The 12988-nt window shown below is 41.1% G+C and carries 13 protein-coding genes; 7 read left to right on the top strand and 6 right to left on the bottom strand.

Annotated elements, in window-relative coordinates; translation table 11 throughout:
• Nucleotides 1-5 precede the first annotated feature (5 nt).
• The gene (locus AC1DU2_RS20490) at nucleotides 6-1061 is read right to left on the bottom strand and encodes a UDP-glucose--hexose-1-phosphate uridylyltransferase (protein ID WP_477363626.1); all 1056 of its coding nucleotides are present in this window, start codon (nucleotides 1059-1061) and stop codon (nucleotides 6-8) included.
• Nucleotides 1062-1284: 223 nt separating this feature from the next.
• Nucleotides 1285-1767, bottom strand: a complete 483-nt coding sequence (locus AC1DU2_RS20485; protein ID WP_477386451.1) for a hypothetical protein — start codon at nucleotides 1765-1767, stop codon at nucleotides 1285-1287.
• A 230-nt stretch (nucleotides 1768-1997) separates the two neighbouring features.
• On the opposite strand from AC1DU2_RS20485, the gene AC1DU2_RS20480 reads away from it, so the two are divergent.
• Nucleotides 1998-2717: an RluA family pseudouridine synthase gene (locus tag AC1DU2_RS20480; protein WP_477363632.1), complete on the top strand. Its 720-nt coding sequence runs from the start codon at nucleotides 1998-2000 to the stop codon at nucleotides 2715-2717.
• 32 nt (nucleotides 2718-2749) lie between these two features.
• Here the strand turns inward: AC1DU2_RS20480 and AC1DU2_RS20475 are convergent, their stop codons facing one another.
• On the bottom strand, nucleotides 2750-2935 hold the full coding sequence (locus tag AC1DU2_RS20475) for a hypothetical protein (protein ID WP_477363635.1): 186 nt from the start codon (nucleotides 2933-2935) through the stop codon (nucleotides 2750-2752).
• A 326-nt stretch (nucleotides 2936-3261) separates the two neighbouring features.
• Here AC1DU2_RS20475 and AC1DU2_RS20470 point away from each other — a divergent pair, with 326 nt between their 5' ends.
• Together AC1DU2_RS20470 and AC1DU2_RS20465 are read left to right on the top strand one after the other, a co-directional pair.
• Nucleotides 3262-4728 carry a hypothetical protein gene (locus tag AC1DU2_RS20470; RefSeq protein ID WP_477363638.1) on the top strand — a complete coding sequence of 489 codons (1467 nt, stop codon included), beginning with the start codon at nucleotides 3262-3264 and terminating at the stop codon, nucleotides 4726-4728.
• Between the two features lie 307 nt (nucleotides 4729-5035).
• Nucleotides 5036-6046 (top strand): glutamine synthetase beta-grasp domain-containing protein, encoded by a 1011-nt coding sequence (locus tag AC1DU2_RS20465; protein WP_477363641.1) that lies wholly within the window; start codon nucleotides 5036-5038, stop codon nucleotides 6044-6046.
• Between the two features lie 62 nt (nucleotides 6047-6108).
• Here AC1DU2_RS20465 and AC1DU2_RS20460 read toward each other — a convergent pair whose 3' ends face one another.
• Entirely contained in the window at nucleotides 6109-6525 is a 417-nt protein-coding gene (locus AC1DU2_RS20460; RefSeq protein ID WP_477386449.1) for a gamma-glutamylcyclotransferase family protein, read from the bottom strand.
• A gap of 129 nt (nucleotides 6526-6654) precedes the next feature.
• On the opposite strand from AC1DU2_RS20460, the gene AC1DU2_RS20455 reads away from it, so the two are divergent.
• The 3 genes from AC1DU2_RS20455 (at nucleotide 6655) to AC1DU2_RS20445 (ending at nucleotide 10172) form a co-directional block, all read left to right on the top strand.
• Nucleotides 6655-8013: a glutamine synthetase family protein gene (locus AC1DU2_RS20455; RefSeq protein ID WP_477386448.1), complete on the top strand. Its 1359-nt coding sequence runs from the start codon at nucleotides 6655-6657 to the stop codon at nucleotides 8011-8013.
• A gap of 199 nt (nucleotides 8014-8212) precedes the next feature.
• Nucleotides 8213-9250 carry a hypothetical protein gene (locus AC1DU2_RS20450; RefSeq protein WP_477363651.1) on the top strand — a complete coding sequence of 346 codons (1038 nt, stop codon included), beginning with the start codon at nucleotides 8213-8215 and terminating at the stop codon, nucleotides 9248-9250.
• A 52-nt stretch (nucleotides 9251-9302) separates the two neighbouring features.
• Nucleotides 9303-10172: an HAD-IIA family hydrolase gene (locus AC1DU2_RS20445; protein ID WP_477363654.1), complete on the top strand. Its 870-nt coding sequence runs from the start codon at nucleotides 9303-9305 to the stop codon at nucleotides 10170-10172.
• A 55-nt stretch (nucleotides 10173-10227) separates the two neighbouring features.
• Here AC1DU2_RS20445 and AC1DU2_RS20440 read toward each other — a convergent pair whose 3' ends face one another.
• Entirely contained in the window at nucleotides 10228-10632 is a 405-nt protein-coding gene (locus tag AC1DU2_RS20440; RefSeq protein ID WP_477386446.1) for a MerC domain-containing protein, read from the bottom strand.
• A 137-nt stretch (nucleotides 10633-10769) separates the two neighbouring features.
• On the opposite strand from AC1DU2_RS20440, the gene AC1DU2_RS20435 reads away from it, so the two are divergent.
• Nucleotides 10770-11405: a phosphatase PAP2-related protein gene (locus AC1DU2_RS20435; RefSeq protein ID WP_477386444.1), complete on the top strand. Its 636-nt coding sequence runs from the start codon at nucleotides 10770-10772 to the stop codon at nucleotides 11403-11405.
• Nucleotides 11406-11475: 70 nt separating this feature from the next.
• On the opposite strand, the gene AC1DU2_RS20430 is transcribed toward AC1DU2_RS20435, so the two are convergent.
• Nucleotides 11476-12975 (bottom strand): gluconokinase, encoded by a 1500-nt coding sequence (locus AC1DU2_RS20430; protein WP_477386442.1) that lies wholly within the window; start codon nucleotides 12973-12975, stop codon nucleotides 11476-11478.
• Nucleotides 12976-12988: the final 13 nt, after the last annotated feature.

Below are 12988 nucleotides of genomic sequence, written 5' to 3'. Positions count from 1 at the left end.
TTTACCTACCCTTTCACTTTATAGTGAATTTCGCTTAACCCACGCAGTTTTTCGGCTGCATATTCGGCCGTTATATCGCGTTGAGGGTTGGCCAGCATCTCGTACCCAACCATAAACTTTTTAACCGTTGCCGAGCGCAGCAGCGGCGGGTAAAAGTGCATGTGCCAGTGCCAGTAAGGGTGCTCGCCCATGTTAACGGGCGATTGGTGCATTCCTGCCGAGTACGGGAACGAGGTTTCGAACATATTATCGTATCTCACCGTAAGCCTTTTAATAGCATCGGCAAGGGCATCTTTTTCATCATCGGTAAAATACAAAATGCTGGTAACGTGCCTTTTGCTAATAATCATGGTTTCATAAGGCCAAACCGCCCAAAACGGTACCAATACCGCAAAATGATCGTTCTCGAAAATAACACGCTCACCGCGCTTAAGCTCAAGCGCCAGATAATCGCCAAGCAAACTGCGGCCTTTTTGCTCAAAGTGCGCTTTTTGCTGCTGGGTTTCTTTGGCTACCTCAACAGGAATACTATTTTGCGCCCATATCTGGCCATGTGGATGCGGGTTACTGCACCCCATAATATCGCCTTTATTTTCAAATATCTGTATGTGTTTTATCCACGGATATGATGCAAGGTTTTCAAATTCAGATTGCCAAACATCTACCACTTTACGAATTTCAGCGGTTTCCATTTGTGGCAAAGTAAGGTCATGCCGGGGCGAAAAGCTAATAACACGGCAAATACCCTTTTGGCTGTTGGCTACCAGCAGCTCATCGTCATTAAGGCCGCCGTCGGGCGTATTTAATAGCAACGACGAGTAATCATTGGTAAAAACGAAGCTGCCTTTATAATCGGGGTTCTCGCTGCCATCTGCCCGTTTGTTAGTTGGGCAAAGGTAACATTGCGGGTCGTAAGCCGGGCGGTCGTTTGCCTGAGTGGCTTCCACTTTACCTTGCCACGGCCGTTTGGTTCGGTGTGGCGATACCAGGATCCAATCGCCGGTTAAAATATTTAAACGACTGTGCGGATGCTCTTTAAGATCGAAATTATTAGTCTCCATTGTGTAATTTGAACAGGTTTTATTGGCTTATGGCAATTGGTAATTGCTTTTGTTTTTTCAAAAGTAGAAAAATAAATGTAAACCATACATTTAAAATAAAAAAGATTAACTGCCTATTACCCGGCTAACAAAAGGATAGGCTTTAAACCCGCCATTAAAACGTGTTACACAAAAAAAGCGATGACCTGTAAGGCGCATCGCTTTCAAACTAATATTAAAAAAATTATTTAGCTGCTACGGCTTTCTTCTTTACGGTTGTAGCTGCCTTTGCTGTTTTAGTTGCGGCTGTTTTTTTAGCGCTGGTAACGGCCTCGTTAGCTTTGGCAGTAATGTTTTTCGCTTTTGTTTCAGCCTTGGCTTTTACATCGGCAGCTTCTTTTTTGGCAACAGCGGTTTCAGTTTTTGCTTTGGCAGTAATGTTTTTTGCTTTTTCACTCGCCTGAGCTTTTACTTTGGCTACCGCAGTCTTAGCCTTGTCGGCGGCTTCTGTAGCTTTTTTTGTTACAGCAGCTTTTGCTGCGACAGTCTTTTTAGTGGTGGTGACTTTTTTTGTGGCTACCTTTTCTTTAATATCTTCCAGTTTATCCGCTGCGGCTTCTTTTACGTCTTCGGCTGTATCTTTGGTACCTTCCCACAAATGTTCAATTGTTTCTTTAACCTTCTCAAAAAATCCCTTTTCTTCAGGTTCGGTTTTGTTAGTGCTCATGTTGTTTTTACAGTTAGATTGTTGATTAACATTAAAACAAATACTATTCCATCGTTAATCTCTCTAAGCAACTGGCCTTATTTTAAGTTTATTGTACTTTTTTAAGGCCATCTTACAACATCATTTGACTATCTGTTTACCACCGTGCACATATAGTTGTTATTTAAAAAACTGATGACAGGCATGTTATCATTATTATAAACCGTATTTTTGCCGGCTATATTTAAAATATGAAGTTTCCGAAATTTGCCGACCTGATACTATTTGAAAACGACGATGTGATTGTGGTTAACAAACCTCCTTTTTTAAGCTCGCTTGATGAGCGCGAAGGCGGCGAGGTAAATTTACTACGACTGGCCAAAGGATATTGGGAAGACGCACAAATTTGCCATCGCCTGGATAAAGAAACTTCGGGGGCGCTTATTATTGCCAAAAACCCGGAAGCTTACCGGATGGTATCTATGCAGTTTGAAAAACGGCAGGTAAAAAAGGTGTACCACGCCATTATTGACGGCACCCATACTTTTGATAACTTACTGATTGACCTGCCGATATTAAATGTAGGCAAAGGGAACGTAACCATTAGCAGGCAGGAAGGCAAACGAGCCGAAACCTGGTTTCAGTCGTTAAAATACTTTAAGCATTATACTTTGGTTGAGTGCCGCCCTGTTACCGGCCGTATGCACCAGATAAGGATTCACCTGGCTACCCAAAGGGCCTCAATAGCCGGTGATGAAATGTACAAAGGCGAGCCAGTGTTTTTATCTAAAATAAAAAGAAAGTATCATTTAGGAAAAGACCAGGAGGAACTGCCCATCATGAAGCGCTTCGCGTTACACGCTTACGAGGTTACCTTCAAAATAAACCTTGAGACAGAAGTCACTATACATGCCCCCTATCCCAAGGATTTTGAAACCCTGTTAAAACTGTTAGAAAAATTTGATAGTTAATTTCTCTGTTTTATCAGCGAACGACTTAGCCATTATTTCTTTTGAGTAGTAGTATCTTTGGCAGCAACTAACCTTTGTGTAGTTGTGTCTTTTTTACTGCTAATAGCCAATTCTTTTTTGGTTGTGCTTTTAGACGACACAGGAGCCGCGTTTTCTTTTTTACAGGAGAAATAGCCTGTGGCAACAATTACCAAACATAAAAACGTAATTTTTTTCATAATTTCAAAACAAGTGGACAATAATAGTCAAAATAAATATGCCGATCAAATAATTATACAAAACAGTATCACGTATGGCTGATCTTAATTCACCAGATTGCAATATTTCATTATAGTTAACCTAATAATCACCTCCCTCCTGATTTTAAGCGAAATACGTAACAATACTTGTTATTATATATTTCCTCATAAACAAATCATTATACGTTACCCCCCACACAAAGGTTTAAACATTACGATAAATTCATGATTATAACTCTTTTGATTGACTTACAAGTTTAATTTTATTTTTAGCAAGCGTATTTTTATCCTAAATTACCTGCACTTTGAAAACACTCCGCTTTACAATATTAATTTTATTGATGTGCTCATTAAAAGCGAGTTCCGCGCAAACCAGCGTAAAAAAGGATAGCCTGGTTGATTACGTTTTGCTAAAAGATCAGCAAAAGCGTGAAGACAAAGTAATCAGATATATCAAGGGATTTTTTCAGAATGCGCCATTAAGCCAGCTTGTTGCCAAAAAGAAGGCCATCACCGATACTTTTGTAAGGTATAATTTGGAACAGCGGGAGTCCATTTTATATTTCATGGAAAGCATATATCAAAGACGGCTTGAGAATCTCCAGGAGTCACAAAATGCCTTGGTGAAGGCTATTGACGAAGCGCACAAAAGCAGCGACCATTTGCTTCTTTTTGATTATTTCACCCATCTTGCGTTTGTACAAACCGACGAAGGAAACGCTATTGGAGCAGTATCCAGTTACGGATTAGCCAAAAACGAGGTGAAAAATTTAAACGATCCGTATTTAGAGGCGGTGCTAAATGTTAATATATCTGACATATATTATAAAAGCGGCTTATATAGCCAATCGCTATCTTACCTTAACCAGGCCCAGCGGCTAATGGATGATAATAAGATCAACCGTTTAAATATCTTAAGCTTGATTACGTATAATAAAGCCGAAAATTACTTCAGGACCCAAAACTACGATTCATTAAAGGTTTGCCACCAGAAACTCTTCGGCCCAAAAAACCGGACCTACAAGTTACACACTTTCCAAAAACGTACCGGGTATTATCTCACTTTATTAAAACATGACTACAAGGGCGCTATAAAGCAAATTAATGACCTGTTAAAAGATAGCCTTTATGTAAAAGGCGATCTGGAGGGGCAAATGCTTGCCGACGCCTATTTTAGCAACGGCCAAACTGACTCGGCCCGTTACATGCTTCAGAAACAACTTAACCTGCCATCTCAAAAAAACCACCCCGAAATACGATATCATCTATATGAAGTACTTGGAAAAATAGCGGAACGCAACAATGATGAAAAACTTGCTGCCGAAAATTTCAAACTGGCGCTGGGCGAGTTAAAACAAAACATTGATAATCTTTTGCAGGTTGGTGATAAATCATCGCAATTAAAAATAAACGAAGTACAAAGCTTGTACTACGTAAACTTATTAAAGTATGAACGCGAGCGTTTATGGATGATATTTGCCATAGCGCTTGCTGTTTTAGCCGTTATTGTTGTAGCTATTTTTTACCGTAGCAGCAGGCAAAAACGTCATTACGAACAGCTATTGTTTGCAGCCAAAAAGCAAGAACTGGCCACAATAAACTCGCATGAAGTACGCAAGCACCTATCGAACATATTGGGCCTGCTTGACCTGGTTAAGGACATTGAAACCAAAGAAGAACTACTTAAAATACGCAAACATTTACTGTACTCGGCCGAGGAATTGGATAAAAACGTAAAAAACGTTTCAGAAAAGCTAAGCGAAATGGATTGATCGTCCGAATGGGTTGACACAATTAAAGTTTTTTTAGTTATTTCTGTTTACAAACCTACTCTATTTTGCATTTTTATTAAAATACATTGTGGTTACGAGTTTAAAAATGCAAAATTATCAAAAACGCCACTGATTAGGTTAATTATTATGCATTTACAGTTAAAACAAGGTATTTGTTGAAAAAAATTATAAAATTTTCACAAAATCATGGTGTTTTTTGTAAAAATAATTTAAATTCGCCTTGTTAATTGGCGAGATTAATACAAAAACTATAAATAGAACCCCAACTTTACAAATTAATTAAAAAATGGCAACTAAACTCGAGTACATTTGGCTTGATGGGTACAAACCAACACAAAGCCTGCGTAGCAAAACAAAAATCGTTAAAGATTTCAGCGGTAAAGTAGAAGATCTGGATAACTGGAGCTTTGACGGCTCATCAACTGAACAAGCACCAGGTGGTTCATCAGATTGTATCTTAAAACCAGTTTTTGTATGCCCTGATCCGCAAAGAAAAGAAGCATTCCTGGTAATGTGCGAAGTTTTAGATTCAAAAGGTCAGCCTCACGAGTCAAACGGTCGTGCACTTATACAGGATGATGATAATGATTTCTGGTTTGGTTTTGAGCAGGAATACTTTTTATGGGATCCTAAAACCAACAAACCACTTGGCTTCCCGGCTGGCGGTTACCCAGGTCCACAAGGTCCATATTATTGCTCTGTAGGCGCAAACAATGCTTACGGTCGCGAAATTGTTGAAGAGCACTTAGACGTATGTTTAGATGCAGGTTTAAATGTTGAAGGTATCAATGCCGAAGTAGCAGCAGGTCAGTGGGAATTCCAGATCTTCGCCAAAGGCGCTAAAGAAGCTGGTGACCAAATCTGGGTTGCACGTTATTTATTAGAAAGAATTGGCGAGAGCTACGGTGTTGCAATCAACTGGCATTGTAAACCGCTTGGTCAGTTAGACTGGAACGGTTCTGGTATGCACGCTAACTTCTCAAACACTTTATTGCGTACTGCAAACAGCGAAGAGAAATTCAAAGCAGTTTGTGAAGCTTTCCGTCCGGCAGTTGCTGAGTGTATCGCTGTATACGGTGCTGATAACGATCAACGCTTAACCGGTAAACACGAAACGGCTTCAATTACCGATTTTAGCTATGGTGTATCAGATCGTGGTGCTTCCATCCGTATCCCTCTGTACGCTGTTGATCACAACTGGAGTGGTTACTTAGAAGATCGTCGTCCTAACTCGGCTGCAGATCCATACAAAGTAGCTGCGGTAATTATCAAAACTGTAAAAACAGCGAAAGTTTAATCCCCCGCATATTATAGTAAAGTCCCCTGGTTTGAAAAGATCAGGGGATTTTTTTTAACTACTTATTGTCTTTTGAGGCCGATGTAGTACATATAGTCTCCACCTTGTACTTCTGGCAAATTATCGGTTGACCAGTTATAAATATACACCCAACAAACAACCGGGCCTTGTTCAGCATCAATTTCAATCAATTCGCGGGTATATTCATGTGGTTTTGGCTCGCGGGCACCTATACCCTCGTACTCATCAATTACCGATAGTATCTTTTCGGCATCATCCATCAGGTAAATATTGCCATAAACATAACGGCCCGCTGTGGTATCAATGGTAGCACCCGGATATTTGCCAATATCGTAAAGTTTGCCGCCAAATTTGCCCCCTCCTATTAATGTGCAATGCAGCTGCAGGTATTGCGCGTATGTATTGCCTTGCTCAAGCAATGTACCATAAACAAAAAGGTATTGGTTAATTGTAATCATTATATAAACTACCGTAAACAAAGGTAACAGCAAAAACGTATGAATACTTGTAAACACCAATCGCATTTTTTTATGTTTACATCGTAATGGCTATCTTGCTTAATTTGAAACCAGCCTTATACTTACACCATGAATACCGAACAGATAAAAACCTACATAGAAGAAAATAACATCCAGAAAATAAAATTTGCCTTTGCCGATATTGATGGCGTTTTGCGCGGGAAGGTAATTCACCCAAAAAAATTCATTGAAGGCTTGCAAAGCGGCTACGGTTTTTGCGATGTGGTTTTTGGATGGGATAGTAATGATGTTTGTTATGATAATGTGAAACTTACAGGCTGGCATACCGGTTACCCCGATAAGCTTTGCCGTATTGATTTGAATACCTTGCGTAACGTACCCTGGCAAGATAACATCCCCTTCTTTTTGGCCGATTATAGCGACCCAAATGGTACAGCCCTGCCTGCCTGCCCACGCAGCCTTTTAAAAAAAATAGTTAAAGAATGCCAGGACATGGGCTATCACGCCGAGTTTGCCCAGGAATTTGAATGGTTCAATTTCAGGGAAACACCCCAATCTATTAATGATAAAGGCTTTACCAATATCAATACCCTTACACCAGGAATGTTTGGGTACTCCATACTCCGTACATCGCAAAACAGCGATTTTTATTACGACCTGTTTAACTTGCTTACCCAATTTAATATACCCATAGAAGGCCTACATACCGAAACCGGCCCCGGCGTATACGAAGCCGCCATAGCTCATGACGAAGTTTTGGCTGCCGCTGATAAAGCTGTATTATTTAAAACAGCCGTTAAAGAAATTGCTTACAAACACGGTATTATGGCTTCATTTATGGCCAAGTGGAACCAGGACCTGCCCGGTTGCAGCGGCCATATCCACCAAAGCTTATGGAGCAAGGATAAAAGTGATAACCTGTTTTACAGCGGCGATGACGTTAACAAAATGAGCGATTTGCATAAGCATTACCTAGCGGGGCAATTGCACTGCATGCCACACCTGTTACCAATGTATGCCCCCACTATTAACAGCTATAAACGCCTTGTTGAAGGGGCCTGGGCGCCAACTACCATAACCTGGGGCCTTGATAACCGCACCACGGCCCTCCGCGTCATCAATACCACACCGGGCTACACCCGGTTAGAAACCCGCATACCGGGTTCAGATACCAACCCATATTTGGCCATAGCGGCGGCATTGGCTTCGGGTTTATACGGTATTAAACACAAATTGCCATTAACTATAGCACCCACCGTTGGTAACGGTTACGAAGATAAACGCAACGGGGTACTGGCCAAAAACTTGTTTGACGCTGCGACCGATATGCAAAATTCACCCCTGGCCAAAGAGCTTTTTGGCGAAGGCTTTGTTGAGCACTTTACCCAAACCCGCCTATGGGAGCACGGTCAATACGCCAAACATGTTACCGATTGGGAGTTGAATAGGTATTTTGAGGTGATATAGGTGCTTTCTGAACCGGAATTAAACGAATTTATAGAATTAACAGAATGGCAGGGTACTTTTCAGAATTCTGTTAATTCTACAATTCCACAAATTCCGGTTCAGACAAAGAACCTGTTTATTCCATGACCGATAAAACATTATGCAAATCATATTTCTTATTCCATTTTATTGTCTAATCTTTGTAGCCTAAATTATGTAAATGGACTTTTCTTTAATTGTTAAAAAAGCATGGGAAGGGTACGACGCGTCCAAAACGATTAAACTTATCGAGGACATTAGCGCCATGGTATCTACCAACCATGTGTACCGTATTACTTTTGATGACGACGATATCATTATAGCCAAGCTATCCTATTTCGGTAAGTTTGAGCATTTTAAAGAGGATCACCGCATCATCCAAACCTTAGCCAATAACCTGCTTTACCCTTTTGAAAATTTGCTTGCGCGCTCGCTACTTAAAAATAACAGGGTATATATTTATCATTATAAACATGGCAAAACAGATGCATGGGTAGTATTTTATAACCCAACGCGCATATTAAACCGCCTGCCCCGTCGCCTGGAAGACAGCCATATTAAAAAACTTGGCCAGCAAGTGGGTAAGTTTCATAAAGCATGTTCAAGGGTTAAAAATGTACTCCCAAAATCGTCAAAAACATTGCGTACCGATATTTCGTCGTTGATGCACCAGCTGGAAACTAACGAAAAACAGTTCGGCACCGCTATGCAGGCCGATTTTTTGAAATACCATTGCGAAACCTTTATGAAAAACCGGTCGAAATACAACATGAGCTCTTTCGAGATCATCCCGGTTTTTATCGATTGGAACATCGGCAACTTTTCGGTAACGCCAAGCCTTGAATTATATTCCCGCTGGGATTATGATTGGTTCAGGATGAGTTATCGCGTGCTTGATTTTTACTTTTTCAGCCGCGTGGTATCGGACATTGGCGACCGTACGGTATTTAGCTATGTGATTAACACCATGATGGAGGATAGATTTATCTTATTCCTGAAAGAATATCATAAAGTTAACCCGCTTACCGCCGACGAAATAAGGTTTATGAAAGAAGCATACCGCTTTTTTATCCTGAACTATGTAATTAAGGATGGTAAGTACTTTTTTAGCGAACAATATGCGCAAAAATTGCAAACCGAGGCATTCAATGTTTATTTACCATCGGTAGACAGGGATTTTGATGCCGAAAAAATCATAGAGGCACTTAAATTAAAATAGGCTTTGAGTTAATATTTGAGCATATTGCAGCTTAATTAAAGCAAACGCAGGCATGAACAGGATAGACAACTTTAAATCTATAATAGACAGGTACAAAGTTGTTTTTTTTGACGCTTTTGGGGTTCTGAAAAATTATAAAGGGCTGCTGCCGGGCATCGAAAACACGTTTGCCTACCTGGATCAGCAAAAAAAGGATTACTATATTGTTACCAACGATGCATCGCGCAGCCCGGCACAACTGGCGGAATCATATAATAACAAAGGCCTGCTTGCCATAACACCGGATAAGATCATTTCATCGGGCATGCTTACCAAAGAGTACCTTGACCTGAAAGTGAATGATGGTATTGTGGCTTACCTGGGTACGCCAGATTCTGCGCATTATATCGATAGTTCGGGGCTGCACACCCTGCCGGTAAGCCAGATAGATGCCTCGAATATTGATAAAGTAAATGCCCTGGTGTTTTTGGATGATGAAGGTTTTGATTGGTTTGAGGATTTGAATAAAGCCGTAAATATACTGCGCAAACGCACCATCCCTGCAATTGTTGCCAATACAGATCATGCTTATCCACTTAGCAAACACGATGTATCAATAGCCATTGGCGGGATTGCCCACATGATTGAAAAAATTGTGGGCAAGGAGTTTATCCGCTTTGGCAAGCCCGATTCGCAGATGTTTATGTTTGCTTATGATTTGCTGCGCGATCAGGGACCAATCAGCAAAAAAGATATTGTAATGGTCGGTGATACCCTGCAAACCGACATTTTGGGCGGCAATAAGTTTGGCCTTGATACTGTACTGGTATTATCCGGCAACACCCAGGCAGTTGATGCCGAAAACCGTATAAACGCAACAGGTATTGTTCCCACCTACGTTTGCGATTCGGCAGTTATCGAGCATGGAGAATTAGCATTTTAAGTTTCACTTCCCTTTGCCAAGCACAGGCAGCAAAAAAAATTCGAGATATTACCAATCAACAAGGTGTCCCTTTGGATATTACAGGATGTGGCCCGATGCGCCTGTAATTAATAAAATGAGCTGTCGCTATCAATAACCCCCCGGCAGGCACAATAATGCCTTCCATTCGTCCGCTTAAAAAAACATGCCCGAGTATAATGATTGCAAAGCCTGTTACCAATAAAATTACCGGCATTAGCCGCCTGTGAACGCGCAGGTAGGATAAACCTATCGAGTATAAGCCTATCATCAGCGCAAAAACAATCATCCCCCACTCCACCAGTGGTAACGCTAAAAAGCCCAGGCCAATAAGCGGCAGGCTTGTAAATATAAGCGGTACCACCGCGCAATGAACGGCGCATAACGTAGATGCTGTAATACCAATCCTATCTATCCGTGCCGTAGTTTTATGATGACCCATGTTGCAAATATAAAATTAACGCAACTATATTGCATTTAAATTTATATTATATTTGGCAATAACTTTAACATTGGTGTAACATATTATTAATAACGGCGTCAATAATTACCTTTGCAAATCATTTCCCTGATAAAATTTTGACCCAGATTACCCTATATAGAATAAAACTTAACTGGCAAACCGCGTTTAATACAAGCTTAAAACGGGTAAGGCTCATTATTGGCACCATGCTTATTGTGGCGATAATTAATACAATGCCTTCTTTTTTTAAAGCTATTGAACAAAGGCATGGGGTAGTACTGCATGATTGGGTACTGGCAAATTTGCCGGCGGTTGACGTATCAATACCAATTTTTGCAATAATATGGGGGATGGGTATCCTCATGATAATCAGGACACTTTACAAGCCGGATTTGGGCATAACCTACCTTTGGACTATCATTTTTGTATGTATAGCCCGCTTTATAACACTAACGTTGGTAAAACTTGATCCACCGGCCGGGCTTGTACCGTTGATTGACCCGCTTACCGGGTACTTTTACGGGCATGCTTCAATCACTAAAGACCTTTTCTTTTCGGGCCACACATCAACCCTCTTTTTAATTTACTTAAACCTCGAACGTAAAAACGATAAACGCATTGCCCTCGCCTCCACTATCATTTTAATGTTCCTGCTGCTCATTCAGCATATCCACTACACTATGGATGTACTGGCAGCTCCGGTTATTGTTTATTGCTGCCATCGTTTTACAAAAGCATTGGGTTTTAAATAACAGTGTGATCATTTCAATTTCATTTTATCAGAAAACACTATTGCAACTTTAATGCTTTACGTTTAATTTTTCAGATTCCCAGGTTATTAAACAGGTGCATGGTATCCTTTAAATCGAGGTAAAGCTTTTTAAAAATAACGAAGGATTTGTTATACAATTCATGATTTTGCTGGTTAGGAGCAATAACGGTTTCCCCGTTCACATGGGTTAGCTCCTCATAGCTTGCGGGATGCATTACCTGCATGGCAAGATAAACAGCACCCACAGCAGATGCGTCTTCGGGTTGCAGCACTACCAGTTTTTTGCCGGTAATATCGGCCAGTATCTGCGTCCAGGTGCCGGAACTTACAAAACCACCACTTATATTAACCTGTGTAATAGCAACCGAGGCATCCTCTACCGTTTTTAGCACATTATACAAAGCAAAACAAACCCCTTCAAGCGCAGCCCTTAAAAAATGGGCCTGGGTATGGGTCGGTTTAATATTGAAATAAGCACCGCTGGTTTTGGTATCCCAAAGCGGCGCACGCTCGCCGTATAAATAGGGTAAAAATAAAAGGCCGTCGCTGCCCGCCGGTACCGTTTCAATGGTGTTGAATAAAGCGTCATAATCGGCACCTGTAAGATTCTCCTTTTGTAAAAAATTTTTCAGCAGCCAGTTTATGGCAATCCCGCCGTTATTTACAGCTCCACCGCATACATAAGTATTTTGGTTAAGCAGGTAGTTAAAGGTCATACCCTGGTAATTATAAACCGGTACAGGGCTGGTAATACGTACCGCCCCGCTTGTACCAATAGTAAGCGCGGCAACACCTGGCCCTGTAGTATGGCTGCCCAGGTTTGCACAGCAGCCATCGCTTGCACCTATAATAAATTTGGCATCAGAGGCTATGCCCAGCAGGTTTGCCGTAGCAGCGTGAAGGCTATCCCTATAATAAGTGGTATTTACAGGTTCTGATAATCTATCGGCAGTTATACCGGCAAGCTGGCAGGCATCATTGCTCCATTGCAATTTTAAAATATCAAAAAGCCCTGTGGCCGAGGCGATAGAATAATCAATTTGGAAAATATTAAACAGTTTAAACCACATAAACTCTTTTATCGATATAAACATATCTGCCTGCGCAAACAGGCCGGGCTTATTTGCTTTTAGCCAAATGAGCTTGCATAAAGGCGACATCGCATGGATCGGTGTTCCTGTTATTCGGTATATCTCCTCCCCTTTTGGCGAATTCCTTAAATCCTGGGCGATATTTTCGGCACGGGCATCGGCCCAGGTAATCATGGGCGCTAATGGCGTACCTGTTTTATCAACAGGGATAATACTGTGCATAGCACTGCTAAAGCTAAGTGCCTGCGGCGCATAGCCTATCTTTACAATTATTTCCTGCACGCATTTTACAAAAGCATCCCAAATAATTAACGGGTTCTGTTCGCTATAACCGGGTTGGGGAATATCAATACCGTAATGCTGCTGGGTTACACCCAAAGCCTCGCCGGTTAAACCAACAGCTACAGCCTTTGTGCTGCCGGTACCAATATCAATACCTAATATATATTCCTGCATCATGTATCAGCCAAAA

This window comes from Mucilaginibacter sp. P4_C11 (genome assembly GCF_056402115.1).
Note: the sequence above shows the minus strand (reverse complement) of the source record. Positions and strands in the feature narration are given on the sequence as shown.